Raw genomic sequence first — 26,728 nt, forward strand, 5'->3', positions numbered from 1 at the left:
TGATTTCCCCTTTTTTGACGCTTCGAAAAAGACACTTTCCCAAAGGGAAGAAGGCCAAAAGTGCCAAAAAGCACTTTTGACCTTTATAAAGAGGTATCCTTAAGCAAAGAATTACTGAATTTCAACTTCAGCGCCAGCTTCAGTCAGCTTAGCTTTCAGGTCTTCTGCTTCAGCCTTGCTAACGCCTGCTTTCAGTTCCTTAGGAGCACCGTCTACCAGTTCCTTAGCTTCTTTCAGACCAAGACCTGTCAGATCCTTAACGATCTTAACTACGTTCAGTTTGCTAGCACCTGCAGATTTCAGGATAACGTTGAAGGCAGTTTTTTCTTCTGCAGCAGCAGCTTCGCCACCACCTGCAGCTACTACAACTGCAGCAGCAGCTGGTTCGATACCGTATTCGCTCTTCAGAACGTCTGCCAGTTCTTGTACTTCCTTAACAGTTAAACCTACTAATTGTTCGGCTAATGCTTTAACGTCTGCCATTGTATAATGTTTTTAAGAATTTGAAAGTTAGATTGATGATTTATATTGTGACTTGGAAGCCATAATTATTGGTCGTGAGTTTATTACACTCACTTTCAGCTTATTCAGCCGCTGGAGCAACAGTTTCACCTGCTTCTTCCTTCTTGCCTTTTTCCAGCAAAGCAGCGATAACACGCTTAGCAGGAGATTGCAACAGACCGATAACGTCTCCAATGAGTTCGTTCTTAGTCTTGATTTTAACCAGGTTAGCCAGTTGAGCATCGCCAGTGTAGATTTCATCAGCTACAAATGCAGCTTTCAGCTCAGGCTTTTCTGTTTTCTTGTTTTCCTTACGGAAAGTAGAAATGATCAGCGCTGGTTCTTTTGGAGAATCAGAAAACATCAGGGCAGTTACACCATTCAGTGCTTCAAACACACCTGCATATTTCTCAGCATCCAGTGATTCCAGTGCTTTCTTGATGAGGGTGTTCTTAGCCACCTTCATTTCCACGTTCTTATCAAAACAAACCCTGCGCAAATTGTTTACCTGCGCTACAGTCAGAGACTCAGTGTTTGTGATGTAGAAGTTGTTATATTGAGCGAACTTACTTTTCAGCAGTTCAATCACTTCATTTTTTTGATCTTTGTTCATAGCTTTTCTCAGTTTGTCGATCTGCCAGCCGGCGAATCAGTTAGTTTTGAACAGATTTAGTGTCAACCGTGATGGCTGGGCTCATTGTGCTCGCCATAGCCAGACCTTTCAGGTAAGTACCCTTAGCAGTAGCTGGTTTCAACCTGATGATAGCGTTGATCAGTTCCTGAGAGTTCTGTTCGATCTTTTCAGGAGCAAATGATACACGACCAATAGAAGCATGAATGATACCAGCCTTGTCTACCTTGAAGGTAATCTTACCACCTTTCACCTCGTTTACCGCTGCCGCTACATCATTAGTAACAGTACCAGTCTTAGGGTTAGGCATCAGGTTACGGGGACCCAGGATCTTACCCAGCTTACCAATCTTTGGCATCACAGCTGGTGTAGCTACGATTACATCGATATCAGTCCAGCCAGCTTCGATTTTCTGGATATACTCATCCAAACCAACGTGATCAGCTCCAGCTTCTTTTGCAGCAGCCTCTTTGTCAGGCGTGCAAAGTACCAGAACACGTTTAGTTTTACCAGTACCGTGGGGAAGCGTTACGGAACCACGGATAGCCTGGTCTGCTTTCTTGGGATCAACGCCCAGACGGATATGTAAATCGACAGAGCTGTCGAACTTAGTGCAGTTAATGTCTTTTACAATTGTGGACGCCTCCTTCAGGGAGTAGATCTTGTTCTTGTCCACTTTTGTATCAGCTACTTTTCTTTTCTTAGTTGCCATTGCAAAATGTTTTAAAAAGTTAACCCGTTATACACAGGTGAAACAATTAGTTGCTCCATGGAGCGTTACCATCCACAGTAATACCCATAGAACGGGCAGTACCAGCTACCATCTTCATGGCACTCTCTTTGGTGAAACAGTTCAGGTCAGCCATCTTATCAGTTGCGATAGCTTCTACCTGAGCCCAGGTAACTTTACCAACCTTGTTACGGTTTGGCTCTTTGGAACCACTCTGCAATTTGGCTGCTTCCAGCAACTGTACAGCTGCAGGAGGAGTCTTAATTACGAAATCAAAAGACTTATCTGTGTAAACAGTCAGTAACACAGGCAATACCTTACCCGCTTTATCCTGGGTACGGGCATTGAACTGCTTACAGAACTCCATAATGTTCACACCCTTGGAACCCAAGGCTGGACCAATTGGAGGTGCAGGGTTGGCAGCGCCGCCTTTAACCTGCAATTTCACGTACGTAGCGATCTCTTTTGCCATGTTGAAAATTTAATTTGGTTAAAACGTCTCGTCTCTTCCGAGACTCCCAAAACTCAAAGGAAGAAAAAAAATACCTTTTGAAGGGGATGCAAAGGTATATAATAATATAATAAATCACAAAAAGAATTTGCTTTCGGGCATCCTTTTTGCTATTATCATCTATTTGGGGTTAAAATTTTACAATTCTATTGCAAAACTTTTGCTGGCAATTAAGTAATAGGGAAGGCTAACATATGAGTTCCAGCACCCTCTCTCACAAATCTAATGGAATTTACCGGAATTCCTAATCCTCTTCATATAAATTTATTGTTGCCCCCGCCTTCAACCTTCTCCTCGTCTTCCTTGTTCTTTTAATACTTAAAATCCACCAAATCATGAAATGTCTGTTGTTATTATGCTTCCCAATCCTCGCCGCCACCACCATCCTCGCTCAGGATCAGTCCGGCGCCCAAAAAGCCTGGATGGATTACATGACCCCGGGAAAAGTTCACCAGATGCTCGCGCATTCCGATGGTACCTGGGATTATGAAATGACCTTCTGGATGGCCCCCGGCGCCCCACCATCCAAATCTACCGGCACCACCGAAAATAAAATGATCCTCGGTGGCCGATACCAGGAATCTGTCCACAAAGGCAACATCGATGGCATGGAATTCGAAGGCCATGGCCTCCTCGCATATGATAATGCTAAAAAGATCTTCCAGAATTCATGGGTCGACAACATGGGTACCGGTATCATGCTCCTCCAGGGCACATGGAACGATGACACCCACAAACTTACCCTCGCCGGCAAAAGCTATGACCCTATGCAGGGAAAAGACATCGACATGAAAGAGATTTTCACCATCCAGGACGACGACCACCACATGGTGGAAATGTACTACACCAAAGATGGAAAAGATATCAAAAGCATGGAAATTCACCTGACCAGAAAGAAATGATAAAAAGAGGAGTGGCTACTCGCCACCCTTCTTTTTATACGCCCAGTAAAAAAACTGTGGTAATACCATCAGACTCAATAGCATACACACGACCAATCCCCCCACTATCATAATCGCCAACGGCTTCTGGATCTCCGATCCCATACCATGACTCAATGCCGCCGGCAATAATCCCAACGATCCCATCACCGCTATCATAAATACAGGTCTGATCCTATCCCTCACTCCATTTTCTATCGCCTCTTTCAACGGCATCCCATTCTCCCAGTAACTCTTCATCACCGATATCAATATGATCCCATCTATCGTTCCTACGCCAAATAATATAATAAATCCAATACCTGCCGAAATCCCGAATATGGTATGCGTTATCCACAACGAAAAGAACCCACCCATAAAGGCAAACGGCACCGTTATCAACGACAACAAAGTATCCTTCAGGTTATTGAAATTGATATACAACAGGAACCCGATCAATAACAACGATATCGGTACAATATACGCCAGCCGGCCCGTAGCCCGCTGCTGACTCTCAAACTCCCCTGCCCATTCCAGCTTATACGCCTCCGGTAATTTCACCCGCTCCTTTACCTTCTCCTGCGCTTCTGCTATGGTACCTCCCAGATCTCTACCCCTCACTGAAAAACCTACCGCTATATACCGGCTACTCCCCTGCCTGTAGATAAATGCAGGTCCCGTAAAGAACCCGATATCTGCGATCTCCGACAATGGCACCTTTGCATCTCCCGCCGCCGGCACCAATATATTCCTGATCTCCTGCTCCGATTGCCTGAAATGCTCATCGTACCGCACCCTGATCTCAAACATCCGCTCTCCCTCATAGAATGTAGATGCCGACTTCCCCCCTATCGCCATCTCTACCACCGCCTGCGCATCTTCCATGCTGATTCCATACCTGGCCATCCTCGCCTCACTCAACTTAATCCTCAATTCCGGTGCACCAATATTCCTGAACACATTCACATCCTCAATACCCCTGATACCTTTGAGCACCACAGCAATACTATCCGCCGTCCGTTCCAGTGAAGACAGATCATTACCATATACCTTCGCGACTAATGCACTCTTTACGCCCGCTACATACTCTTCCACATTATCCATGATCGGCTGACTAAACCCAAACACAATCCCCGGATACACCCGCAACTTTGCCTCCATCTGTTCCAATAACTGCTCCTTCGTTATATGGTGCTGCCATTGCCCCTCATCTTTCAACTGCACATGAAATTCAATATTGAAAAAACCAGTAGGATCCGTACCATCATTGGGTCTGCCCGTCTGTGTAAGCACAAACTGTACTTCATCAAAACTCCGCAGCTGTGCTTTCATCTCTTTCGTCAATCGCACCGATTCATCCAGGTTCACACTACTTGGCAAGGTGGCTCTTATATAGATCGCACCCTCATTCAGCTTTGGAATAAACTCCGTTCCCATACTGCCAAATCCCAGTATACAACCACCCAGCAGTACAAAGAAACCAATGATCGTTCCCCTCCTGTACTTAGTCGCAAACTGAAACAACCTGAATATGATCTTCCTGAAAAACTCCGTCACCACACTGTGCCTGTCTACCACATTCTTGTTCAGCAACAGTTTACACATCACTGGTACATAGGTCAAACTCAATAACAGTGACCCTAACAATGCATACCCCAATGTAAATGCCAGTGGCGAAAACATCTTTCCTTCCACTTTCTGAAATGTAAAAATAGGCATCAACGCTACGATCAGGATCACTTGTGCAAACAGGATCGACTTTGCCACACTTCTCGCTTTATCCTGTATGAAACCATCCTTCGGCATAGCGTTGAATGCCTCCATGCCCATATCACGGGCACGCTTGTCCATACTGGCGAATACATGCTCGACTATCACCATCGTTCCCTCCAGCAATAACCCAAAATCTACTGCACCTATGGAGATCAGATTGGCCGACAGCCCCTGTATCCGCAACATCAGCAAGGCAAACAAAAATGCCAGCGGAATTACGGACGCCACTATCACTGTAGTTCGCCAGTTATATAGAAACACAAACACAACAATGGATACCAGCAAAATTCCCTCTATAAGGTTATGTGTAACTGTTGTAATGGTCTTATCTACCAGCTCCGTCCTGTCCAGGAACGGTTCTATCTTTACATCTTTGGGCAGGATACGATTGTTCAGATCTGCAATCCGCTCCCGCAATTTCTCAATTACCTTACTGGGGTTCTCCCCTCTCAGCATGATCACAATCCCTTCTACCAGATCGTCATCGCCGTTCAACCCAACTCTACCCAATCTCGGTTTTCCTGTCACGACTACATTCGCCACATTCTTCACCAGCACCGGGGTGCCTTTTATGTTTGTAATAAGGATGTTCTCGATATCTGCTGTCTTTTCCAGCAATCCCACACCACGTACCACATATGCCTGACTCCCCTTCTGAATCACATCGCCACCCACGTTGATATTACTTTTACCGATCGCCTGAAATACATCCAATGCCGTCAAACCGTAGTTCGATAGTTCTGTAGGATTCACCCTGATCTCATAACTCTTTTCTTCCCCTCCAAAACTATTCACATCTGCTACACCAGGTACTGACAACAATTCCCTGCTGATCACCCATTCCTGCAGGGCAGACAAGTCACGGATCGGTCTGTCTTTACTCCTGATCACATATCGGAATATCTCTCCTGTGGCACCGTATGGGGGTTCTATTTCTGCATCTGCACCAGCAGGCAGATCCACATTGCGCATGCGGTTACTCGCATATTGCTGTGCATAAAAATCTTCTACATTATCTTCGAAATTCACCGTCACGACAGACAAGCCAAAGAGTGAAATAGAACGCACATCCGTCTTACCCGGAATGGTGCTCATCTCTTTCGTAATAGGCAAGGTCACAAACTTCTCTATCTCTTCCGCACTCCGGCCCGGCCATTGTGTAATAATACGGGCACGGGTATTGGTCACATCCGGATAGGCTTCTATCAATGTATTCTTAATGGCGACTACACCAGCTACTATCAGCAGGAAAGTAAAGAACAGGACCAGCGTATGGTTCTTTAGTGCAAAGCCAACGATCTTTTCTACTAGTTTGTTCATACTATCTTCCTTTCAGCTGATTATAGATCAATAACTGGTTGCGACTGATGATGATATCACCTTTGTGCAGTACATCCTCATTCACATAATAATACTGCTTATCGTGCGACAGCGGATTAATGGTCAGTTCACGCACATCGCAGTCACTGTGATACGCCACCACATGGTAGTTATCATCGTCAAAGATCACGGCATCCAGTGGCACTGCCAGCGCCTGTTCATTTGTGCTCATATGTACATTCACACTCACCATCATATCCGGCTTTAATTCCAGATTGGCGTTGTCAATTTCTACCACTGCTTTCATTACTTTTTCTTCCGGATCAAAGATGTTGGAGAGACGGGAGATCCTGCCTGTAAACACTTTTCCCGGATAAGCGGTGGTACTGATCTCTACTTCCTGACCCGCTTTCACCATGCCTAACTGTGCCGCATATACATTTGCCATGACCCACACCCGCTTCAGGTCAGAAATGATAAACAGATCATCATCCCCCGCATTCACCTGATAGCCGGTAGTCATTTTCTTCGCCACGATATAACCACTCATAGGCGCATGTATCAGTAATACACCTTTATCCACACTGCCACCCTGTATAGTGAGTGTTTCTTTGATCCTGTTAATTTCCAGTTTACCTGCGGCCACTTCATTCTGTGCTTCCAGCAATTCTTTGTCTGATGCAATGCCATCATCGTGCAGACTGGTCGTAGCTCTCAATTGTCTTTCTGCCAGTGCAAGCGCAGCTTCTGTTTTGTGAAGCCCCGCAGATTGATCACTCAATTCTGTCGTTTTTATTTCGGCCAATACCTGTCCTTTGGTGACATAATCACCGAGGTTAAAACGTACTTCTCTTACTACACCACTGGCCAGTGATTGATAATGATACAGGTGATCCTGATCATAACTCACACTCCCCGTCAGTTCCAGCTCTCCGTGTACAGGAGCTTCTGACAGCGGCGTTAACTGAATCAGCTTTTTCAGGCTGGGCGAAATAATACAGGTATTTGCCTCCTGCGTAGTGGTGTTAGTCGTAGTGGTAGAATTGTGACAGGCAGATATTAATACCATGGCCAGTCCTATGTAAAATATACGGTACATAATGCGTTGTTTATAGCTCCGTTCCGGTTAAGTAATTAAGCTTCGCCTTTTTCATACTGATGTTCCTGATCGCAGCATAGTATTGCTGCTTGCTATCGCGAAAAGAGCTGAAGAAATCCAGGAATTCCAGCAGACTGATATTCCGGCTCACGAAGTTGCGGCTGATGCCTTCTACCATGGTATCGAGTTTATCCAGGTAGTCGGTGTCAATACTTTCATACAGGCCAATCGCTTTGTGCAGGTCTGTCCATTCTTTTACCACCGCATTATTCACTTCTGTGATCTTATTTTTCTCTAACAGATCACTTTGTTGTACTGCCAGTTGTGCCGCTTTGATATTGCCTTTATTCCTGTTGAAAAATGGCAGATCCATAGAGACGCCGGCGCCCATAAAGTTGAGCTGATCATTACCTGCTCTGTCGTAGTTTACATTGAGGCTCAGGTCAGGTACCCTGTTTGCTTTTTCTACAGTCAATGCAGCTACACTTACCTGCTTTTGTTGCTGTGCAGCCATGATACCTGCATTGTGTTGTGTAGCCTGTGTAAGTAATTCCTGCAAAGGATGTTGCTCCAATTCAGTGACCATATCTGAAGTAGCTATTGGGTCATCCAATACCAGGTACACATTTGAGTTCAGCGCCAGTAAGTTTTTCAGGTGTTCCTGCTGTGCCGTCAGGTCTTCGTGTGTTTCATTGATATCCGACTGCAGGGAGATCTGTAAAGCTTTGATGCGGTACATCTCAGTTTGTGAAATATTCCCCTGCTTCAGCATGGCCTGTTGTGCCTTTAATAAAGTATTCACAACGCCTAACTGAAATAACTGATCGCCCTGTATCTGTTGCAGATATAATAATGAAGCTTCTGTTTGCCGGAAGTCAGCCTTCAATGATTGCAGCAAGTCCATGAAATTGCTGGCCGCGAGGTCTTTGTTGCGGGATTCCAGGTCAATATTTTTCTTTCGCTTGCGTGCGGTATAAATCAGTTGTTCCAGCTGTGCGCTGAATGTTCTGTCTCTCCAGAAATTACCAAATAGCGGGGGCGCAGATGCCGTCGTACCATTGGTGTAGAACTGGATATCGCCGATGGACAGGTTGGGATTGGGCCATGCTCTGGCCTGCAGGATCTTTGCTTCTGCTATAGGAATTTCCAGTTTCCCTGCCAGCAGTGACAGATTATTTTCAAGAAAAACCTTTTCAGCATCCGGCAGTGCATAGCGTACAGTATCTGTCTGCGCTTCAGCTACAGGCAATATGACTGCGAGATATAGGAAGAGGAATAATACCCGTTTCAAATACATGATCGTTTTATAAATTTTAACGCATGTAAAGTTGCAACGCTGTTATTAGGGGGCCGTTAGAGGTAAATTAAAAACCCATTAGATTTAATGGTGAGTCGTGAAGGAAACGTTAAATGTACTGCCGTGGCCGGGTTCACTGCTCACACTGATTTGTCCATTGTGTGCCTGGATGATCTTTTGTGCCATCGATAAGCCGATGCCAAAGCCGGGATAAATACGTGCATTATTGGCCCTGAAGAGTGGCATAAAAATGCGTGCTGCATCCTCGGGTAATATACCGATTCCACTATCCGTGATAGTGATTAACAATTGTTCTTCCTGGCAATCCAGGGTGCAATCCACAGGTTGATTGCCGGAGAACTTAAAGGCATTCTTGATAATATTTTTGATAGCCAGTACCAGCAACTCTCTGTTACCTGTTATTTCCAGCCTGGTAGCATCTTCAGGCAATTGTAACATCTGCATATTGAGTAGCTGTTCAGGATGTTTGCTGGCCCATTCTTCCCGCAGGTCCCACAGCAGTTCGTCCATTCTGATATGTTCTTTGCCTGCATAGGTATCTGTATCTGCCTGTGTGAGTTCCAGCAGCCCATTGGTGATGGTTTTCAGTTTGGCTGATTCATCCAGTACAGAGCGCAATGTTTTTATATAGTCTTCCTGATTTCTTTGCTTTTGGAGAATGACTTCCAGTTCGGTGATAATCGCTGTCAGTGGCGTACGTAACTCATGCGATGCATTGGAGACAAAGGATTGCTGCATGTGAAAGGCTTTTTCCAGGTGTTCCAGCAGGTCATTGAAGTTACTGGCCAGTTCATCGATTTCATCTTCATTACGGCTCTTTTTCACACGGGCATGTAGGTTGGAAGCACGAATATTCTTCACTTGTCTGTTAATGAAATTGATGGGGCGCAATGCACGATAAGAGAACCACTGCCCAATTACGAATACCATGAGCATACCGAGTGCAAATGTGCCGCCTAAGATCCAGAGGTTATGTATCAATTGTGCCTGTCCCGCTTCGTTGCCGGCGGTGACGAAGATGACAAAGTTCCCCTGGTTGTCTGAATAATACAGCCCTACAGCGGGTTGGCCTTTATAATGGAAACGGTATTTTTTATGGTAGCGAACTGTCTGGATAATGGCAGGTGGTATGTTGAGAGCACCCGGTTCAATAAATACAGGCTGGTTTTCTTCATCGTAGATCATACCATCTTCGCCGGGGATGGTTTGTATGTATTTCTTTTCGATGTCTTTCCACTTCTTTTTGGCCAGTTCATCTTTTTCCAGGAATACCTGTGCGGTGATGAGGGCGCGGTCTTCCAGCTGGTTAAAAAAGGTGTTATTCACATAGTTTTGCAACAGGAGGTATACGAGCACGAAAATGACCAGCAGGATGCAACCTGATAGAACGGTAAACTGTAATGCCAGTCGGTGACGTATCTTCATAAACCCGTTTATTTCATCTTCATCACATATCCCATGCCGACTACGGTATGTATTAAGCGGTCGCCTGAGAATCCTTTTTCAATTTTATTGCGGAGGTAGTTGATGTATACATCAATCGTGTTGGTACCGCTGTCGAAGTCTAGTCCCCATACAGTTTGGGCGATGTAAGCGCGGGAGAGGACTTTATTGCAGTTATTCATGAAGAGTTCTAACAAAGCGTATTCCTTGGCGGTGAGGATGATTTCTTTGTTTTCCCGGGTGGCTGTTTTGGTGTCCAGGTCCAGGGTGAGGTCCATGAAGGTGAGTCTGGAGGTAGCGGCTTTGAAGTCGGCGGTGCGGCGGTGCAGGGCGTTTGTTCTGGCCAGGAGTTCACTGAAGTGAAATGGTTTGGCGAGGTAGTCGTCTGCGCCAGCGTTGAGGCCATCTACTATGTCGGGGGTAGTATTGAGGGCGGTGAGCATGAGCACGGGGGTACGGATGCCTTGTTCGCGGATGCTTTTGCTCAACTGCAGGCCGTTCATGTAGGGGAGCATCACATCCATGATGATCACATCGTAATCGTGCTGCATGATTGCTTTATGTCCGATTTCGCCATCGTAAGCTACTTCCACCTGGTGTTGGTCTTCTTCCAGTCCTTTTTTGATGAAAGCGGCGACTTTGGGCTCATCTTCTATCAGTAGTATCTTCACATGGCAAAGGTACCGATTATGAATAGCAGGGAAAGGGAATTCGGATTATAAAAGGATTAAAAGATCCTTTAAATGGCCTGCGGCAACATGGAAATTTTCTCCTTTTTAGGCTGATGCCTGAAATACGAATCCTTTGCTACCGCAGGGAAATCTGGGTAAAAGGATTGCCCCGGCAGGAGAAAAAGCCCTCTTATCATCCTTACTGTCGCAGGCCAGTTTTAAACAAAAAAAAGCCGCCCCTTTCGGAACGGCTCCTATTAAAAAACCTAAAATCTTTAGCTTATTTTCTCTACCTGCATAAAGTTCAACTCCACTGGTGTAGCTCGACCAAAGATCTTTACTGTCACCTTCAACTTCTTCTTATCTTCGATCACCTCTTCAATAACACCATTAAAGTCATTGAATGGTCCGTCGATAATCTTGATAGTTTCTCCAACGATGAACGGTTCGCTCATGGTCAGTCCGTTATCAGACAGTTCATCGACCTTACCTAACATTTTATTTACTTCAGCTTTACGCAGAGCGATCGGCTTTTCTTTACCAAGGAAGTGGATTACACCGGAAACGTTGCGGATGGATTGGATGACTTCGTCACTCATTTTACCATCTATAGCTTCGATCATCACATATCCGGGATAAAAGTTCTTTTCGCGCATCACTTTCTTACCAGCCTGTACTTTATACACTTTCTCAACAGGCAAGAAGATCTGAGTGATCACATTTCCCCAATCGGAACGGCGCACCTCAATATCCAGGTATTCTTTAACCTTCTTTTCTTTTCCACTCACCACTCTAAGTACATACCATTTGGTATCCTGGGTCGGAACATTTGTTTCTTCTGCAGGGTTATTGGATGCTTCTGTCATCATTAGAACATTTTATAATACTGTGTTAACACCAGGTTAGAAAGGGCATCCATTCCCCATACAACAAGGGTAATTACCACGGTAGCAATTAGAACAACCATTGTAGAGGACTGTAGTTCCTGCCAGCTAGGCCAGGATACTTTATGCACCAGTTCATGATAGGATTCCCGGAAATAGTTTCTGAGCTTGTTCATTGGTTTAAAATTAACCGTTTGAAAACATGAAAGGTGAAAAGTGAATGGCGAATGAAATTCACAATTCACCTTTCACTTTTCACCAATTTTACACTGCACGGGCACAAGGATTCGAACCCTGATCAAAGGTTTTGGAGACCTCTATTCTACCATTGAACTATGCCCGTGTATAAAGCCATTAGCAGTTTGCTTATGTCACACCGAAATCGAATTTACTAAAAAATCTGATTAACCGGCTAGCAATTTGCGAATTGCTAATGGCTTTTATGCTGAAAAAAGTGATTACTTGATGATTTCAGTAACCTGACCAGCACCTACGGTACGTCCACCTTCGCGGATAGCGAATTTCAGACCTTTTTCCATAGCGATTGGAGCGATCAGCTTAACCACGAGACCGATGTTATCACCTGGCATAACCATTTCAACACCAGCTGGCAGTTCAACCTCACCAGTTACATCCGTAGTACGGAAGTAGAACTGAGGACGGTATTTCTGGAAGAATGGAGTGTGACGGCCACCTTCTTCTTTGCTCAGTACGTATACTTCACATTTGAAATCGGTGTGCGGAGTGATAGTACCTGGTTTAGTGATAACCATACCACGACGGATATCTTTCTTTTCAATACCACGCAGCAGCAGACCAGCGTTGTCACCAGCTTCACCTTCGTCGAGTAATTTCTTAAACATTTCAACACCTGTACAGGTAGAAGTAAGAGGTTTTTCGATCAGACCAACGATTTCAACTGGTTCACCCACCTTGATACGACCACGTTCAATACGACCGGTTGCAACGGTACCACGACCTGTGATAGAGAAAACGTCTTCTACAGACATCAGGAAAGGCAGATCAACTGGGCGAGGAGGCAGCGGAATGAATTCATCTACAGAGTTCATCAGCTCTTCTACAGCAGCAACCCATTTCTCTTCACCAGCCAGAGCGCCTGTAGCAGAACCCTTGATGATTGGAGTGTTGTCACCATCGTAGTTATATTTGCTCAGCAGCTCGCGGATTTCCAGTTCTACCAGTTCCAGCAGTTCAGGATCGTCTACCAGGTCAACTTTGTTCATGAAAACAACGATACGAGGTACACCTACCTGACGAGCGAGCAGGATGTGTTCTTTAGTTTGTGGCATTGGACCATCTGTAGCAGCAACCACCAGGATAGCACCGTCCATCTGCGCAGCACCAGTGATCATGTTCTTCACATAGTCAGCGTGACCTGGACAGTCAACGTGCGCATAGTGACGACTTGCAGTCTGGTATTCTACGTGTGCAGTGTTGATGGTAATACCTCTTTCCTTTTCTTCAGGTGCGGCATCAATTTCATCATATCCTTTCTTCTCAGCCAGACCCTTGCTTGCCAAAATATTTGTAATGGCAGCAGTTAAGGTAGTTTTACCGTGGTCAACGTGGCCGATGGTACCAATGTTTACGTGGGGTTTATCCCGCTTAAAGGTTTCTTTTGCCATTGTATTTTTTTTAGATGGTTTGTAAAGATTGTATTGATTGTGTTTTGTTAAAACGGTTTTACAAACTTGTACCGTTGATGAGAATTGAACTCATGACCATTACCGGCACATTTTACCGGAAACCGCTCTTCCACTGAGCTACAACGAAATGTTGGATTCCGGACTATCGAATGAATCCGTTTGAGCTGTTGATGAGAATTGAACTCACGACCTCTTCCTTACCAAGGAAGTGCTCTACCCCTGAGCTACAACAGCATACTAATTAATTTTAAAGAACTTTTATTGCCCATCAAACCTGCTGGTTCTGAAAAAACCAGTTTGAACGAAGAACAATATTCATAAAGCTTTGGAGATTTTTTACCTGAACGGATACAGTGTAATACTTCTGCAAAACTTACCGCTCAAGGCCATCACGAAGCAAATTCGTAATTAACTATGAGCGGGAGACGAGGTTCGAACCCGCGACCTACAGCTTGGAAGGCTGTCGCTCTACCAACTGAGCTACTCCCGCATTTGTTAAAATAATATCAGAAAGAACTCTTTAATTGCTATGGCGCTCTCACACTTCAGCTTCTCCTCTTAACAAAATTGTTCCGCCATTGCTATTGGGCAAAGGCGGAACATTTGCACTTTGTGGGCAGGACAGGATTCGAACCTGTGAAGACGTAGTCAGCGGATTTACAGTCCGCCCCATTTGGCCGCTCTGGAACCTGCCCATTCTTTACTCCTGAAAAACTTCCACAAACCTCTTCATCCGTTGCGGGACTTACTTTATTTTGTTTGCTTCGGATTTCCTCCGGAGCCAGCAGAGGGATTCGAACCCCCGACCCACTGATTACAAATCAGTAGCTCTGGCCAACTGAGCTATGCTGGCATACCAAGTATTTATATCTTGAGTACTTTTCTTAAGTGCTTCTTAGTTGCGTTGTATGCTCCTTAGTTGCTGTCTTAAGAGGGTGCAAAAATAATAGTATTTTGTTATTCTCAAAATCTTTTTTTTCAGCACTTAGTACTTTTTTTCCGTACCTGATCGTATTGGCTAAAATGCCCTACAGTAAAGAACTTTACTACCTTTGCCCAATCCCTTTTTTCGATCGGGATGGCAAAGGTAGTAAACAGATTATTAATTCCAAAATATTTTTAAGGTTTTACTGAAATTTTTTCTCCTTAGTACGCTTAATCTGGTTAACGACGGAGTCAAATGCGAGGTCAAAAGATTCTTCGAAGGATTTGCTTTCGTGCTTTACAAATAAGTCCTGGCGCGGGATGTGCACTTTTATCTCGGCTACTTTATCCTTAATTTGATGGGCTATTCCATCCAATTTAAGAAAAACTTCCACACTGATGATCCTGTCATAATAAGTATTGAGCTTTGCGACTTTTTTGCTCACATGATCAATCAATTTGGAATCCGCATCAAAATGCACAGTTTGAATTTGAACGTTCATAGCACTAAATTTTTTTAGTTTTAACAATCTTGTACATGCTCGTAACATTACGTCATAGGCCGTCAATCAATTATTTTTAATGGCATGAGAGTGTAACGACTAATGAAAACAACATATAAAGAACTCATTACTAATTTAGCGAATTAAGTGGTTATTATCATAACCATTTAGTAATATTTTGTTAATATATAAGTAACCAATATTCCCATATCGGGGAATTGCATTTGCCTGCGGCAAAAGAGGTGAGATAGGCTTATTCGCTTTTTTTAAATACTAGTCTTCAACCTATACTACCCCTTCGGATGCGCCTTCTTATACGCCTCCTTCAACTTCTCAATAGTATTATGCGTATACACCTGCGTCGAAGCCAGGCTTGCATGGCCCAACAACTCCTTCACTGCGTTCAGATCCGCCCCATTGTTCATTAAATGTGTTGCAAACGTGTGCCGCAGCGTATGCGGACTTTTCTGACTGATCGTGGTGATCTGGTGGGCAGAGAGATAATGCCGCACCACATTATAGACATACTTTGGATATAATTTACGACCAGATTCCGGATTTACTAGTAACACTTCCATATCAAATTCCGCCAGCTCCTTCTTCTTTAGATCCTTATACTCCCCTATTTGCTGACCCAATAACGGGCTAATCGGTATAATCCGCTCCTTATTCCCCTTTCCAAGCACTTTAATCGTCAACCGGGATATATCAACATGCCTGACCTGCAACCCTATCAACTCCGACAACCGTATCCCTGTATGATACAACAACTCAAATATCATCCTATGGGTCTTTCCCTTCAAATCATCCGAAAAGATAGGTTTGTCCTCCCTCCCCTTCCTCATACTTCGATTGTCTTCAATAGCCTGCATCCCCTTTTCGTCAATAAAATGCGGCACGCGGCTACCTAATTTAGGCACCGATACCTTCGTCATAGGGGTCTGGGTAATTTCCCCCTGCTGCAATGCATATTTGAAAAATGACTTAAGTGAAGAAACCTTGCGGGTTATAGTCTTCGCAATCATACCCTGGTCAATTAAAGTAACCAGCCAGGTACGGACATAAGAATGCGATATGTCAGAAAGTGACACATCGCCATATTGGGATTGCAAAAAAGTAAAAAACTGGATAAGATCCTGCTGGTAAGCAGCATAGGTGTGCGCGGAATAGCGCTTTTCAAGCTGAATATAAGCCAGGAAACGGTTTACTACTGGGGGTAATACGTCGCTCAACACAAAAAAATTGATGATTGTAAAGTTATTGAAAACCTTACAATCATCACATATTTTGCGTTGGAATTATCCGTAATTAGATATTAAACGTCAAATTTACCAGTAGCCAACTGCTGTTTGTAAACAGCTTTCAACACCTGGGTACGACGCTTAACAGAAGGTTTTGTGAAAGATTGACGAGTTCTCAGTTGTAACAGTATACGCGCTTTCTCAAATTTCTTTTTGTACTTCTTGAGCGCCTTGTCAATATTTTCGCAATCTTTAGAATCGATAATTAACATAATAAATACCTCTTTTTTTCAGGAAGGCAAAGATAAACCATTTAATTCTAAAAAAACAAACTATTGTTTGAATTTTATGGGTGCCTTTCGTCAGCTTTCACCTCCGCTTTTTTCCATAATTTCGTTCCATGTTTACAGGAATAATAGAATCACTAGGCGAAGTTATAGCTACAAAAAAGGAAGGCAGCAATATGGTCATCTCCATCCACTCCTCCCTCACGCCCGAATTGAAAGTAGACCAAAGCATCGCCCACAATGGGGTTTGCCTAACAGTTACCCACATTGACAAAGATATCTACCAGATCGTAGCCGTTGCCGAAACCCTCCAGAAAAGCAATATCGGCCTGCTTACCCCAGGTCAGAAAGTAAATCTGGAAAGAGCCATGCTCTTCAATGGCCGCATTGACGGGCACATCGTACAGGGCCATGTAGACGCCACCGGCGAATGCCTCTCCTGCACCCCGCAAAATGGTAGCTGGGAATACCGCTTCCGCTTCCCGGCCCAGTTCGCTGGTCTTATCGTGGAAAAAGGCTCCATCTGCCTCAATGGTATCAGCCTGACTGTTTTCAATGTTACCAACACTGAATTCACCATCGCTGTCATTCCATATACCTACGAACATACTAATATATCCGCTGTTCATGCCGGCAGTATCATCAACCTGGAATTCGATATCCTGGGTAAGTACGTCGCACGGCAGAAAACAGCCAATTAGCATATAAATACACACGCATGAAATTAACCTCAACGCTGGCCATCCGGTACCCGGTGATCATGGCCCCCATGTTTCTGGTAAGTAATGAAGCTATGGTCAGATCTGCTATGGACAACGGTATTGCCGGTACCTTCCCCTCCCTCAATTACCGCCGCGAAGGTGAACTAAAAGACGTGCTCGACAGACTGAACGCTCACCGCACCCAGGCGCCACAAGGCACCTATGGCGTGAACCTCATCGTGCAAAAGACCAACCCGCTCTATTCCAAACACCTCCAGGTCTGTGCCGAATCCAAAGTCCCCCTCTATATCACCTCCCTCGGTAGTCCCAAAGAAGTCATTGCCGCCGCCCACAGCTATGGCGCCACAGTGCTCTGTGATGTGACGAATCTTGCCCATGCGGAAAAAGCAGCACAGGCAGGCTGCGATGGCTTTATCGCCGTTACCGCAGGCGCCGGTGGCCATGCAGGACCCTACCCTATGCATGTACTGATACCCTCCCTGCAGGAACACTTTCCAGGCAAAATACTCGTTGCCGCTGGTGGCATTGCCCATGGCAGCCAGATAGCCAGCGCCCTCCTGCTCGGTGCCGACGGCGTATCTATCGGTACCCGGTTTATTGCCAGCCACGAAGCCTCCGTGAGCGCCGAATACAAAAACGCCATTCTCCAATACGGCATGGACGACATCGTACTTACTGAACGCCTCTCCGGTACCCCCTGCAATATCATTAACACCCCCACCGCCCGGAAAATCGGTTATACACAAAACTGGTTCGAAAAACTCCTCAATAACAACGCCCGTACCCGCAAATACTTCAAAATGCTCGTACAACTCAGGGGGATGAAAAAACTGGAACAGGCCGTAAAACCCGGGAATTATCAACAATTATGGTCTGCCGGACAGAGCGTAGAACTCGTAAAAGAAATCAGCTCTATTGAAGAAATTGTTCACAACCTGATGAAGGAAACAAAGCTTGCCCTGGACGCTGGAAAGGATATCAGCGCAACCATCTAAAAATCAATTCAATATCATACACAAGTCCACCTCAGCTCCACCTTGAGCAGGTCGCTTGTTCGATGCTTCTTCGACACTTGTTCGATGTTTCCTCGATGCTTGTTCGACAAGTCTTCGACGTTTGTTCGACGCTTCTTCGACACCAATTCGTCACCAAAAGGGCACCTCAATATCCCGGGGATAATGAAGTGCCCTTTTAGTGCCCTTTTAGCACCCTTATAGCACTATAGCTACACCCTATTTGGAACGATTTTTTATACCTTTCCCCTATGAAATCATTCCTCACCATTTTATCCACCCTTCTCACCCTGTTGGCCACCGGTCAGCAAAAGGAAGTTAAATCCATCAAAGCCGTCTACGACTCCTCCTCCCTCCCCGAACTCTATAACAAAATCCCCATTGGCCTCTATATCGCTTTCGCCAACGGCGAAATAAGAACCACCCCCGGTTTCCTCCGCGGTAATTACAACTGGAACCGCATCAAAGTAGTCCCCAACAGCGGTACCTTTCAAAATGGCTACTTATTACTGGACAGAAAATCCCTCATCAGCCGGGATTACACCATCCAGCTGACCATTACCAGCGCCGATATCCCCCAGTCTATGACTGCCGATATCGTACTCCCCAAACTGGACAGCATCCGGTTTCACCATTATGCCGATAGCCTGAAAAGGGGGTTCCATTATTATCTGAATGTAGAAGGGATCTATAGCTCTGGTAGAATATTCCCTTTGGATACCAGCGCCGTCTCTTTCGAAGTAAGTAATGGGAAATTATTGGGGCAGGACCTGCTCATTAACAACAATGAAACGGAGATACAAGCTGTAAATGCTACAGCCACATACAAAAATGATGAGCGCCTCAAGGCCCTCACCACTATTCCTGTAAAAAAATTAAATGAGTGAGCGTGATTTCAGCTCCAGATATTTGTTGATCAGGTGCAAACTCAACTGCTGCGGCGTAGTCAACAGGGAAAGGATCCCGAACTGCGCCAGCTCACGCACCATTTGCTTCTTCTCATAAGCAAACTTCTGCGCAATCACCTGCCTGTAAATGTCTTCTACGGCTGTAGGCGTTTCCTGGGTGATTTTCTTTAATTCTGTATTCTCAAAAAATACCACCAGCAACAAATGATATTTTGACAACCGGCGCAGATAAGGCATCTGTCTATGCAAGGCGGACAATGACTCAAAATTTGTAAACAACACCAGCAGGGAGCGTTGGTTGAAATGACTACGCAGTGTTACCACCATCTTTTCATAATCACTCTCCTGCCATTGCGTTTCCTGTGCATACAGGGTATCCAGAATTTTATTCAGTTGTACTTTCTTACTACTCGCCGGCAATACATCTACATCCTGCTCCTTCAACGTGACCAGTCCGGCCTTATCCCCTTTCTGCAATGCGATATTGCTGAACACCAGCGAAGAATTGATGGCGTAATCCAGCAATGTCATCCCTTCAAAAGGCATCTTCATCGCCCTGCCTTTATCAATCACACAATAGATCTGCTGCGACTTCTCTTCCACATAATTATTCACCATCAATCCACCTCTGCGGGCGGTGGCTTTCCAGTTCACTCTTCTCACATCATCGCCACGCACATATTCTTTGATATGATCAAATTCCATACTCTGGCCAATCATCTTCTTTTTATGTACCCCCATCTCTCCCACACGATCATCGAATGTATACAACTCAAAATTGCGCAACTGCAAAAATGAAGGATATACTTTCACCGTTTCCGCACCGGCTTTTATAATACGTCTTTGCACCAGCCCGATCGGACTTTTTACAAATGAATTCGTATCGCCAAACTGGTATTCTCCTCTCTCCACCGGACGCAGCAAGTATTCCACCACTTTCGATTCTCCGGGTTTCAACATTGTTTTCTGCCTGAAATCTCTCAGCTGAAACTGAAAAGGTAATTCATCCAGTATAGTGACAAACACAGGAAAACGAAAGTTATTTTTTACATGCAGACGAATGGTATTGTCGTCTCCATTACTAAAGCGCTGCCCCATAACCCTGGATACAGGAAATGGGTCAGGACCTGCGGTAAACAGGAAGAACAGATCGACCAGCAACAACAACCCCAGCCCTGCTGCAAGGAACAAAGCCACCGGGTATAACACCGGGAAAAAATAAGCCAGTATAAAGAACAGTGCCAGTGCACCTATGATCGTATACAGGCGGGTGGTAAAGAATAATGCCAGATATGTTTTCTTCATATTACCTCGGTACTTCTACAGCTTTGATGATCTGGGCGATCACTTCATCGGTTGTGATGCCTTCCATTTCACGCTCAGGTGTCAGCATAATACGGTGACGCAATACATGTGGCAGCATGTTCACAATATCATCCGGCGTTACGAAATCACGGTTGTTAACGGCCGCAGTTGCTTTTGCACAATTCATCACCGCGATAGAAGCACGGGGAGATGCACCCAGGTACAGGGAAGCATTCACACGGGTTTCCTGGATCAGTGCTGCAATGTAGTGCAGCAGTTTATCTTCAATATGTACTTGCCTTACCAGTGCCTGGAATTCGATGATCTGGCTGGCAGTCACCACTTTATCCACCATCTTCGTCAGGTCTGTCAGACCATTGAACTGGTGCATAGCCTGCAGCATGGTGATCTCCTCGTTCAGTGAAGGATATTTCACTTCGATCTTAAAGAGAAAACGGTCCAGCTGTGCTTCAGGCAGTCGATAAGTTCCTTCCTGTTCAATGGGGTTCTGGGTAGCGACCACCATGAATGGCGCAGGCAATGGATGCGTGATGCCATCGTTGGTGATCTGTTTCTCTTCCATCACCTCGAACAGGGCCGCCTGTGTCTTGGCAGGGGCACGGTTGATTTCATCAATCAGTACCAGGTTGCTGAAAACCGGTCCACGTTTATATTCAAAGTTCCTCGTTTCAGGATTGAATATGGAGGTACCTATCACATCGGCAGGCATAATATCAGGTGTGAACTGTAACCTGGAAAAATCTGCATCGATAGTTCTGGCCAGCAGTTTTGCGGTCAGCGTCTTTGCTACTCCGGGTACACCTTCAATCAGCACATGTCCCTGTGTCAGCAAACCGGTGATGAGCAGTTCCACCATTTCATGCTGACCGACAATTACTTTTCCTATCTGTTCCCGTATAGCAGCTACACCCTGGTGCAATGCATAAAAATCTGTACGGGGATGAAATGTAGTTTCCTCCATTATTTAGTATTTAAATAAAACGCCTGTATTTTACTATAAAACTCCTTCAGGTATGTATCTGTGATTTTATCTGCCAGCTGTATAAAGTGAATGCTGTCAATGATCGCTTCTACATCTGCCAGTGGCATACCTGCTTTATGTGATAAACGACGTATGAACTCGTCGTCGATGGTATTTGTATTCAGATAATATTTTGTGCGGATAAATTCCAGCCATTGCATGATGATCTTTCTCGCCAGGTTCACGTTGTCATGCTGTTGATAGTATAACTGCCCCAGCGCTTCTACGAATTCCAGTGAGTTATTTGTCAGCACAACTTTGTCAGGAATAATCCGCTGTCTTCTTTTACTTTCAAAAAGGGCATACAGCAGCAGGAGCAATACCAGCAGCCACAACGCCCAGCGCAGGGCAGGATAGCGCATCAGCACACTCCACTGACTAAATTCTCCTTCCTGTGGATACTGGTGATATTTATAGAATTCATCCCAATACACGGTGTAATAACCATAGGTGTAAGCTGCCAGTTTTTCCAGTGAACCAAGATTGTGTTTATACATCAGGAAGTAGTTGGTCAGGATAGAAGGTTGCAGCAGCAAAAAGACCTGTCCTTTTCCGACATTGATCCTTACAAAGTTGGCCCTGAAATTACTGTCAGTACCCAATATCGTTGTTCTGGCCGTATCCAGCAGGGTAAAGTAGCGCCCCCCTGCAATTGAATCCCGGGTATATACAGTATCAGGTGTCAGTGCATGGTTCACATAGTGCTCTTCGGCACCTGGTTTTGCAAAGAAATTAGTGTTGTTCGACACTTTGGTATATAACCTGCTTATAAAGGTGCTGTCCAGATCATTGGCTGCAACAAAAAGCTGATTGCCCCTGTTCACAAACTCAATCATGGAATCCACATCTTCTGCCGTGGTAAACAGCCTGTTTGCCACCAGGTAGTAAAGAATACCTTCACCAGTTCTGAGACTAATGTCCTTCTTAGCGGTGGCAGCAAATGGCTTGGAAACCACATTGGGATGTTCGCCATCATAAAAGGATGGCAGAGATTCGAACATGACATAGCAGCCCCCCGGATTTTTATCCTTATAAGAAAATGTCTGCTTTTCCAGGTGCAGGTCTTCATCCCGTGATAACGACTGCATATTGGAAGCTATTATTGCTACCACGAACAATAGCAAGAATACAGAAGCGATGATTATGCCTATTGTTCTTTTCACCGGATATAGCCTAATTCGTTCATAAATTGTTTGAACTGCCCCTGAATAGTGCTGAATTGTTCCCCATTCACAGGCACTTCACCGTACCATATATATTCGTAATCCACAGTCAGTCGTGCAAAAGGTTTATGCCACTGGGTTTGCGACAAGCTACGCAGGTAAGCCGAATTTGTTTTCTCCTTACTGTACACAATAATTTCTTTATCGGCCAGTACCCGTATTGTCTGCAGGTACATGAGGCGCACTGCCAGTCTGAGCTTCCCTTCTGCAATAGCCTGCTGAATATGACTTTCGTATCCACTCGCATCGTGATCCTCTTCTACCAGCTGTATATCCTCCTTATTATTTTCCGTTTTACTCCACTTAAACACATAACCGTTTCTGCGGAGGTAAACGAAAATAGCCAACCCCATTGTGGCCAGAATGGCGATGACGATGAGCCACCAGAAAGCTTTGAAGAGGTATGCAATCCCAATGAAAATAGCCTCCAGCCATTTGAAATTGAAGTTGGATGGTTTTTTGGGAGGTTTCTGGTGATATACCAGTTCTTTGTCTTTGCTGAATTTATCTTTTACCTCGGTTGGCAATTTCCGGATCAGCAAGGCAGATGCTTCGTCATAGTCGTCTATGGTATCTGCATCCATAGGTATTGCTTCGTCATACAGGTATGGGGCTGTATTCAGGGCCACCACGGTATCGATATCTGCCGTTACCTGTGGTACCGGAGCTTCTTCCATAATACTTACGCTGGTATCCTGTGCAAACAGGCTACCGGGCAATAGTAATAATGCGAGTAATAATGCTTTCAATCCTTCCCTCATTTCACAGGTTTTATAACTTTGCCGGCTTCATCCAGTCTGAATCCCCTGCGGTATACATAAATCGGGTATACCACAAAATAACCTACTATAAATATCAGGGACAGGGACAGGATACTTACACTTGCAAACATGGGCATTTTGGTATGCCGGGTCACAAACCCTTCCAGGAATGCAGCGGTGAGGAATACCGGGATCAGGCTGATCATCATCTTGACCGCATCTCTGGCTGTTTTTTTCAGGGCATCCAGTCGCTTGCGCGTACCCGGAAAGATCAGGCCACTTACCATCACAAGACCTGCGGCCCCTGTGATAACGATGGAAGAAATTTCAAGCGTACCGTGAATCCAGATCACCAGCACCGACTTCAACCCCAGCCCTTTGGCAAAAAATAAATATTGAAAAGCTCCCAGCATCACCCCATTGGACATGAGGATGTATAAGGTGCCAATACCCATAAATATCCCTCCCATAAAACACATGATCGCCACCCTGATATTGTTGTAGGCAATCGTCATGAACATAACCAGCTCATTTCCATTACCGTACACACCAAATGGGTCCCCGTTACTGATATTCCGTTCCGTCATGCTCACATACTCATCGCCCAGCACTCCTCTTACAAAAGTTTCGTCGCGGGCGGCAGAAAATGCGCTCATAACACAGAATAACAGAAAAAATATAGCGGTGAATAATAATAATCGATGATATTTACGGAAGATCAGGGGTAACTCGTACAAAAAGAATCGCTGAAAACGGCCGTCCTTTTCCTGGCGGTTTCCGTAGATCCGCTGGTAGATGTCTGCCGCCAGACTGTTAATGTAACCTGTGACCTTGCTGAAACTATAGAATGTTTTGGCGTACGCAAGGTCATCCAGCAAACTGGTGAACCGTGCAGCCATCTCATCCGGATCCTCGGTTGGTTCCTCCTGGTACTTTTTCCAGCGGGGTAAATTTTTCTTTATAAAAGTAGTCTCACGCATGGGTTATCCATTATAACAAACATATACATTAATTAGTAAATTTGTACATGGCTAATGTAAAAATACCTACATCCTTCAATATAGAGCTGGAATTTGAAACTGCCAACATTATGATGCGGTTTCTGGCATGGTTTATTGACGTTCTCATCCGGTTGGCATTTATCATTGCTATCTATGTAACGTTTAACAGGATGCACCTGTCCGGCAATACTGAAACAGTGATGTACATTCTCTTTTGTTTGCTCCCGGTGTCGCTCTATTATCTTTTGTTTGAGATTACGATGAACGGACAATCTCCCGGAAAAATGATGTTAGGCCTAAAGGTCAGGAGTCTGAATGGGGGTAAGCCAAGTATCAGCCAGCACCTGATCCGCTGGATGTTCCGTATGATCGAAACACCCTGGGGATTCCTGTTCCTGAATGGTGCCATTCCTATCATCTCCATGGTCCGTTCCAATTATGACCAGCGCCTGGGCGATGTAGTAGCCGGTACAATAGTAGTGAATACAAAGAACAAAAGCAGTATACAGGATACCATTTACCGGGATATGTCTTCGCTCAACTACGAGCCTCACTTTCCACAGATCCTTCGCTTGTCTGACAGAGATATGAATAAGATCAAGGTATTGATGGACCAGGCTATCAAATCTGGTAATCAGGATCTGATAGTCAGGGTATCAGCGAGAGTAAAAGAAGTATTGGTGATCGAAACAGAGATGGATCATTACCAGTTCCTGGAGACCGTGCTGAACGATTACAACTACTATACAACCCGGTAAAAATTACATTGTCACTAAGTCTGCTTTTTTAACAACGGTCGTTGCAGTCCAGCTGTCATGCCATGGAGTGCCGAAGCCTGAAAACATCTCAAACGGAACAATGCGGGCATAAGATCTGCCGAATACGTTTCCCCATGAAAGTGGCTGGCCGTCAAGGCGGATAGCGACAGTACCTGTAATCAATTTCCCAATTGTTCGTCCCTTTAAAAGCCCTTCCTGCAAAACAAAGTAAAGCGGCCAGACCGTATAAGCGAATACATAACTCAGAAATTTGAACAGCCCTCTATTTTCTATGATCCAATAACTAAAGTTGGGAACTGTCAGCCCTAGTACAATGCCCAAACAAAATGCAGTGGCAAACAGGTAAACCATCGACAACAGCCAGTCAATTATAAAATTAACAAACCTGACACCCATGTCTACTGAGTCGGGGATCGTCACTTCATCATCGAATTCCTTTAAAATGTCCTCTCCTTGATACATGCTCAAAAGTGATAGAAATTAAAAAAACTGCCGGCCCTGTGAGCAACCGGCAGCAGATCAATATGGCAAAAAAACAACAAAAAACTATTACAGTGCCGGCTTTCCGATGCTGCCGATCTGGCTGTCCAGATCTTCTGTAGGAATACCATTGGGCCCTACATATTGGATGGTCTTGTCGAATGCAATGATCGCGTAGAAGACTGGTGCCAGGAACATGAGGCCAAGACCAAACATAGTGTCTTTGCCAAAACTTCTGGCCATGGCCATAGAACCATTAATCCATACGATGAAAGCACCTACGATAACAGCAGGCGTGAAAACCAGGAAAACCCATGTCCATGGTTTACCGATGATACGGAGATATACAATAAAATTATAAATAGGAACAAATATCGCCCAACCAGGCTGACCTGCTTTTTCAAATACTTTCCAATGAACAATGATTGAAAAAACAGAAAGCGCCAACATAAAAATGAAGTATCCTATTCCAAATATGGCAAAGATGCTGCTAATGCCGCCGCCGTCGTAAGTTGTTTCCATGAGGTTAATTAATTTTTAGGTGAACGGTTAATTTTAAACAAAATAAATATTCTTTTTTAAATCTATATAATGTGGTGTGTATTTTTTTAAAAAATACCTGATAGGGATACTCATTAAAAAAATTAAAGAAATAAAATGCTGATTAGTTGGCCTCAAACATATAACTACGTCGACAATTATCGTCCCGAACCCCGATTTTATATTCTTCAAAATACTGCATTTTTTAAGATTTTCATAGAATCTTTTAAAATATGTTTGGAAGTTAATGCAATTGTTCTACATTTGCAGCCGGCAAGGCTTATACGACCAGCTCCTGCTGAACTCCCCCAGGACAGGAATGTAGCAAGGGTAGGCGGTTGTAGCGGTGCGATGTAAGTACCTTGCCTTTTTTTATCTTTTTTATTCCAGGTCATCAGGCGCTCGTCAATAGCTGATTCTCACTATTCTCTTCATACGAATGGCCTGTGTGGTATGACCCAGTAATCTTCAGCTTTTTATTTATTGATTTCAAATTTAAGATTCATCTATACTCGTATGGGTCTATATTTG

General features: G+C 44.6%; 27 protein-coding genes, 6 tRNA genes and 1 other RNA gene. 6 read left to right on the top strand and 28 right to left on the bottom strand.

What is annotated here, in order from left to right; genetic code table 11:
- Positions 1 to 111: 111 nt before the first annotated feature.
- From rplL to rplK, 4 genes are all read right to left on the bottom strand, one after another.
- Positions 112 to 483: a 50S ribosomal protein L7/L12 gene (gene rplL / locus BW716_RS03080; RefSeq protein ID WP_083720868.1), complete on the bottom strand. Its 372-nt coding sequence runs from the start codon at positions 481 to 483 to the stop codon at positions 112 to 114.
- A gap of 100 nt (positions 484 to 583) precedes the next feature.
- Positions 584 to 1,114 (bottom strand): 50S ribosomal protein L10, encoded by a 531-nt coding sequence (gene rplJ, locus BW716_RS03085; protein ID WP_083720870.1) that lies wholly within the window; start codon positions 1,112 to 1,114, stop codon positions 584 to 586.
- Positions 1,115 to 1,154: 40 nt separating this feature from the next.
- Positions 1,155 to 1,844 carry a 50S ribosomal protein L1 gene (gene rplA, locus BW716_RS03090; protein ID WP_083720872.1) on the bottom strand — a complete coding sequence of 230 codons (690 nt, stop codon included), beginning with the start codon at positions 1,842 to 1,844 and terminating at the stop codon, positions 1,155 to 1,157.
- Positions 1,845 to 1,890: 46 nt separating this feature from the next.
- The gene (gene rplK / locus BW716_RS03095) at positions 1,891 to 2,334 is read right to left on the bottom strand and encodes a 50S ribosomal protein L11 (RefSeq protein ID WP_072360740.1); all 444 of its coding nucleotides are present in this window, start codon (positions 2,332 to 2,334) and stop codon (positions 1,891 to 1,893) included.
- Positions 2,335 to 2,708: 374 nt separating this feature from the next.
- On the opposite strand from rplK, the gene BW716_RS03100 reads away from it, so the two are divergent.
- Positions 2,709 to 3,275, top strand: coding sequence for a DUF1579 domain-containing protein (locus tag BW716_RS03100; RefSeq protein ID WP_083720874.1), 567 nt, complete (start codon positions 2,709 to 2,711; stop codon positions 3,273 to 3,275).
- Positions 3,276 to 3,290: 15 nt separating this feature from the next.
- Here BW716_RS03100 and BW716_RS03105 read toward each other — a convergent pair whose 3' ends face one another.
- The 17 genes from BW716_RS03105 to rpsU form a co-directional block, all read right to left on the bottom strand.
- On the bottom strand, positions 3,291 to 6,386 hold the full coding sequence (locus tag BW716_RS03105; RefSeq protein WP_083720876.1) for an efflux RND transporter permease subunit: 3,096 nt from the start codon (positions 6,384 to 6,386) through the stop codon (positions 3,291 to 3,293).
- 1 nt (position 6,387) lies between these two features.
- A complete protein-coding gene (locus BW716_RS03110; protein ID WP_083720878.1) occupies positions 6,388 to 7,485 on the bottom strand; it encodes an efflux RND transporter periplasmic adaptor subunit in 1,098 nt (365 codons plus the stop codon).
- A 10-nt stretch (positions 7,486 to 7,495) separates the two neighbouring features.
- Positions 7,496 to 8,776 carry a TolC family protein gene (locus BW716_RS03115; protein ID WP_179090980.1) on the bottom strand — a complete coding sequence of 427 codons (1,281 nt, stop codon included), beginning with the start codon at positions 8,774 to 8,776 and terminating at the stop codon, positions 7,496 to 7,498.
- 90 nt (positions 8,777 to 8,866) lie between these two features.
- Complete coding sequence (locus BW716_RS03120; RefSeq protein WP_083720882.1) at positions 8,867 to 10,228, bottom strand: HAMP domain-containing sensor histidine kinase; 1,362 nt, start codon at positions 10,226 to 10,228, stop codon at positions 8,867 to 8,869.
- An 8-nt stretch (positions 10,229 to 10,236) separates the two neighbouring features.
- Positions 10,237 to 10,917: a response regulator transcription factor gene (locus tag BW716_RS03125; RefSeq protein WP_083720885.1), complete on the bottom strand. Its 681-nt coding sequence runs from the start codon at positions 10,915 to 10,917 to the stop codon at positions 10,237 to 10,239.
- Positions 10,918 to 11,192: 275 nt separating this feature from the next.
- Positions 11,193 to 11,783, bottom strand: coding sequence for a transcription termination/antitermination protein NusG (nusG, locus tag BW716_RS03130; RefSeq protein ID WP_083720888.1), 591 nt, complete (start codon positions 11,781 to 11,783; stop codon positions 11,193 to 11,195).
- Positions 11,784 to 11,785: 2 nt separating this feature from the next.
- A complete protein-coding gene (gene secE, locus BW716_RS03135; protein WP_083720891.1) occupies positions 11,786 to 11,977 on the bottom strand; it encodes a preprotein translocase subunit SecE in 192 nt (63 codons plus the stop codon).
- Between the two features lie 96 nt (positions 11,978 to 12,073).
- Positions 12,074 to 12,144, bottom strand: a tRNA-Trp gene (locus tag BW716_RS03140).
- Between the two features lie 115 nt (positions 12,145 to 12,259).
- Entirely contained in the window at positions 12,260 to 13,447 is a 1,188-nt protein-coding gene (tuf, locus tag BW716_RS03145) for an elongation factor Tu (protein ID WP_083720894.1), read from the bottom strand.
- Between the two features lie 69 nt (positions 13,448 to 13,516).
- A tRNA-Tyr gene (locus tag BW716_RS03150) sits at positions 13,517 to 13,593 on the bottom strand.
- Positions 13,594 to 13,630: 37 nt separating this feature from the next.
- Positions 13,631 to 13,702, bottom strand: a tRNA-Thr gene (locus tag BW716_RS03155).
- 183 nt (positions 13,703 to 13,885) lie between these two features.
- Positions 13,886 to 13,958 (bottom strand) — tRNA-Gly (locus BW716_RS03160).
- 123 nt (positions 13,959 to 14,081) lie between these two features.
- A tRNA-Tyr gene (locus BW716_RS03165) sits at positions 14,082 to 14,163 on the bottom strand.
- A gap of 84 nt (positions 14,164 to 14,247) precedes the next feature.
- A tRNA-Thr gene (locus BW716_RS03170) sits at positions 14,248 to 14,321 on the bottom strand.
- Between the two features lie 274 nt (positions 14,322 to 14,595).
- Entirely contained in the window at positions 14,596 to 14,895 is a 300-nt protein-coding gene (raiA, locus tag BW716_RS03175; protein WP_083721260.1) for a ribosome-associated translation inhibitor RaiA, read from the bottom strand.
- Positions 14,896 to 15,185: 290 nt separating this feature from the next.
- Positions 15,186 to 16,130 carry a tyrosine-type recombinase/integrase gene (locus BW716_RS03180; RefSeq protein ID WP_235643449.1) on the bottom strand — a complete coding sequence of 315 codons (945 nt, stop codon included), beginning with the start codon at positions 16,128 to 16,130 and terminating at the stop codon, positions 15,186 to 15,188.
- Between the two features lie 80 nt (positions 16,131 to 16,210).
- Positions 16,211 to 16,408, bottom strand: a complete 198-nt coding sequence (gene rpsU / locus BW716_RS03185; protein WP_083720899.1) for a 30S ribosomal protein S21 — start codon at positions 16,406 to 16,408, stop codon at positions 16,211 to 16,213.
- Between the two features lie 128 nt (positions 16,409 to 16,536).
- Between rpsU and BW716_RS03190 the strand changes: the two genes are divergently transcribed.
- The 3 genes from BW716_RS03190 (at position 16,537) to BW716_RS03200 (ending at position 19,045) form a co-directional block, all read left to right on the top strand.
- Positions 16,537 to 17,124 (top strand): riboflavin synthase, encoded by a 588-nt coding sequence (locus BW716_RS03190; protein WP_083720901.1) that lies wholly within the window; start codon positions 16,537 to 16,539, stop codon positions 17,122 to 17,124.
- Positions 17,125 to 17,141: 17 nt separating this feature from the next.
- Positions 17,142 to 18,140, top strand: a complete 999-nt coding sequence (locus tag BW716_RS03195; RefSeq protein WP_083720903.1) for a nitronate monooxygenase family protein — start codon at positions 17,142 to 17,144, stop codon at positions 18,138 to 18,140.
- A gap of 269 nt (positions 18,141 to 18,409) precedes the next feature.
- On the top strand, positions 18,410 to 19,045 hold the full coding sequence (locus tag BW716_RS03200; protein WP_083720906.1) for a hypothetical protein: 636 nt from the start codon (positions 18,410 to 18,412) through the stop codon (positions 19,043 to 19,045).
- Here BW716_RS03200 and BW716_RS03205 read toward each other — a convergent pair.
- From BW716_RS03205 to BW716_RS03225, 5 genes are all read right to left on the bottom strand, one after another.
- Positions 19,034 to 20,371: a DUF58 domain-containing protein gene (locus tag BW716_RS03205; RefSeq protein ID WP_083720908.1), complete on the bottom strand. Its 1,338-nt coding sequence runs from the start codon at positions 20,369 to 20,371 to the stop codon at positions 19,034 to 19,036. The two genes, BW716_RS03200 and BW716_RS03205, sit on opposite strands and share 12 nt — an antisense overlap.
- Before the next feature lies 1 nt (position 20,372).
- Positions 20,373 to 21,353 carry a MoxR family ATPase gene (locus BW716_RS03210; RefSeq protein WP_083720910.1) on the bottom strand — a complete coding sequence of 327 codons (981 nt, stop codon included), beginning with the start codon at positions 21,351 to 21,353 and terminating at the stop codon, positions 20,373 to 20,375.
- The gene (locus BW716_RS03215) at positions 21,353 to 22,501 is read right to left on the bottom strand and encodes a DUF4350 domain-containing protein (RefSeq protein WP_083720912.1); all 1,149 of its coding nucleotides are present in this window, start codon (positions 22,499 to 22,501) and stop codon (positions 21,353 to 21,355) included. Before BW716_RS03215 ends, BW716_RS03210 begins: the two co-directional genes overlap by 1 nt.
- Positions 22,502 to 22,572: 71 nt before the next feature.
- On the bottom strand, positions 22,573 to 23,397 hold the full coding sequence (locus BW716_RS03220) for a DUF4129 domain-containing protein (RefSeq protein WP_083720914.1): 825 nt from the start codon (positions 23,395 to 23,397) through the stop codon (positions 22,573 to 22,575).
- Positions 23,394 to 24,377 (bottom strand): stage II sporulation protein M, encoded by a 984-nt coding sequence (locus BW716_RS03225; protein WP_083720916.1) that lies wholly within the window; start codon positions 24,375 to 24,377, stop codon positions 23,394 to 23,396. Before BW716_RS03225 ends, BW716_RS03220 begins: the two co-directional genes overlap by 4 nt.
- A 47-nt stretch (positions 24,378 to 24,424) precedes the next feature.
- Here BW716_RS03225 and BW716_RS03230 point away from each other — a divergent pair, with 47 nt between their 5' ends.
- Entirely contained in the window at positions 24,425 to 25,156 is a 732-nt protein-coding gene (locus BW716_RS03230; RefSeq protein WP_083720918.1) for an RDD family protein, read from the top strand.
- Positions 25,157 to 25,159: 3 nt separating this feature from the next.
- Here the strand turns inward: BW716_RS03230 and BW716_RS03235 are convergent, their stop codons facing one another.
- Both BW716_RS03235 and BW716_RS03240 read right to left on the bottom strand, forming a co-directional pair.
- On the bottom strand, positions 25,160 to 25,639 hold the full coding sequence (locus BW716_RS03235) for an RDD family protein (protein ID WP_083720920.1): 480 nt from the start codon (positions 25,637 to 25,639) through the stop codon (positions 25,160 to 25,162).
- 87 nt (positions 25,640 to 25,726) lie between these two features.
- Positions 25,727 to 26,179 carry a DUF5684 domain-containing protein gene (locus tag BW716_RS03240; protein ID WP_083720922.1) on the bottom strand — a complete coding sequence of 151 codons (453 nt, stop codon included), beginning with the start codon at positions 26,177 to 26,179 and terminating at the stop codon, positions 25,727 to 25,729.
- A gap of 289 nt (positions 26,180 to 26,468) precedes the next feature.
- Here BW716_RS03240 and ffs point away from each other — a divergent pair.
- An RNA gene (gene ffs, locus BW716_RS03245) (signal recognition particle sRNA small type) lies at positions 26,469 to 26,568 on the top strand.
- Positions 26,569 to 26,728 lie beyond the last annotated feature (160 nt).

It is taken from the genome of [Flexibacter] sp. ATCC 35208, assembly GCF_001975825.1.
Taxonomy (GTDB): domain Bacteria; phylum Bacteroidota; class Bacteroidia; order Chitinophagales; family Chitinophagaceae; genus Chitinophaga.

What these genes read in the sequence shown, in the direction of transcription:
- rplL (WP_083720868.1), bottom strand. Translation starts at nt 483, where the DNA reads ATGGCAGACGTTAAAGCATTAGCCGAACAATTAGTAGGTTTAACTGTT.
- rplJ (WP_083720870.1), bottom strand. Translation starts at nt 1,114, where the DNA reads ATGAACAAAGATCAAAAAAATGAAGTGATTGAACTGCTGAAAAGTAAG.
- rplA (WP_083720872.1), bottom strand. Translation starts at nt 1,844, where the DNA reads ATGGCAACTAAGAAAAGAAAAGTAGCTGATACAAAAGTGGACAAGAAC.
- rplK (WP_072360740.1), bottom strand. Translation starts at nt 2,334, where the DNA reads ATGGCAAAAGAGATCGCTACGTACGTGAAATTGCAGGTTAAAGGCGGC.
- BW716_RS03100 (WP_083720874.1), top strand. Translation starts at nt 2,709, where the DNA reads ATGAAATGTCTGTTGTTATTATGCTTCCCAATCCTCGCCGCCACCACC.
- BW716_RS03105 (WP_083720876.1), bottom strand. Translation starts at nt 6,386, where the DNA reads ATGAACAAACTAGTAGAAAAGATCGTTGGCTTTGCACTAAAGAACCAT.
- BW716_RS03110 (WP_083720878.1), bottom strand. Translation starts at nt 7,485, where the DNA reads ATGTACCGTATATTTTACATAGGACTGGCCATGGTATTAATATCTGCC.
- BW716_RS03120 (WP_083720882.1), bottom strand. Translation starts at nt 10,228, where the DNA reads ATGAAGATACGTCACCGACTGGCATTACAGTTTACCGTTCTATCAGGT.
- nusG (WP_083720888.1), bottom strand. Translation starts at nt 11,783, where the DNA reads ATGACAGAAGCATCCAATAACCCTGCAGAAGAAACAAATGTTCCGACC.
- secE (WP_083720891.1), bottom strand. Translation starts at nt 11,977, where the DNA reads ATGAACAAGCTCAGAAACTATTTCCGGGAATCCTATCATGAACTGGTG.
- tuf (WP_083720894.1), bottom strand. Translation starts at nt 13,447, where the DNA reads ATGGCAAAAGAAACCTTTAAGCGGGATAAACCCCACGTAAACATTGGT.
- raiA (WP_083721260.1), bottom strand. Translation starts at nt 14,895, where the DNA reads ATGAACGTTCAAATTCAAACTGTGCATTTTGATGCGGATTCCAAATTG.
- rpsU (WP_083720899.1), bottom strand. Translation starts at nt 16,408, where the DNA reads ATGTTAATTATCGATTCTAAAGATTGCGAAAATATTGACAAGGCGCTC.
- BW716_RS03190 (WP_083720901.1), top strand. Translation starts at nt 16,537, where the DNA reads ATGTTTACAGGAATAATAGAATCACTAGGCGAAGTTATAGCTACAAAA.
- BW716_RS03195 (WP_083720903.1), top strand. Translation starts at nt 17,142, where the DNA reads ATGAAATTAACCTCAACGCTGGCCATCCGGTACCCGGTGATCATGGCC.
- BW716_RS03200 (WP_083720906.1), top strand. Translation starts at nt 18,410, where the DNA reads ATGAAATCATTCCTCACCATTTTATCCACCCTTCTCACCCTGTTGGCC.
- BW716_RS03205 (WP_083720908.1), bottom strand. Translation starts at nt 20,371, where the DNA reads ATGAAGAAAACATATCTGGCATTATTCTTTACCACCCGCCTGTATACG.
- BW716_RS03210 (WP_083720910.1), bottom strand. Translation starts at nt 21,353, where the DNA reads ATGGAGGAAACTACATTTCATCCCCGTACAGATTTTTATGCATTGCAC.
- BW716_RS03215 (WP_083720912.1), bottom strand. Translation starts at nt 22,501, where the DNA reads ATGCAGTCGTTATCACGGGATGAAGACCTGCACCTGGAAAAGCAGACA.
- BW716_RS03220 (WP_083720914.1), bottom strand. Translation starts at nt 23,397, where the DNA reads ATGAGGGAAGGATTGAAAGCATTATTACTCGCATTATTACTATTGCCC.
- BW716_RS03225 (WP_083720916.1), bottom strand. Translation starts at nt 24,377, where the DNA reads ATGCGTGAGACTACTTTTATAAAGAAAAATTTACCCCGCTGGAAAAAG.
- BW716_RS03230 (WP_083720918.1), top strand. Translation starts at nt 24,425, where the DNA reads ATGGCTAATGTAAAAATACCTACATCCTTCAATATAGAGCTGGAATTT.
- BW716_RS03235 (WP_083720920.1), bottom strand. Translation starts at nt 25,639, where the DNA reads ATGTATCAAGGAGAGGACATTTTAAAGGAATTCGATGATGAAGTGACG.
- BW716_RS03240 (WP_083720922.1), bottom strand. Translation starts at nt 26,179, where the DNA reads ATGGAAACAACTTACGACGGCGGCGGCATTAGCAGCATCTTTGCCATA.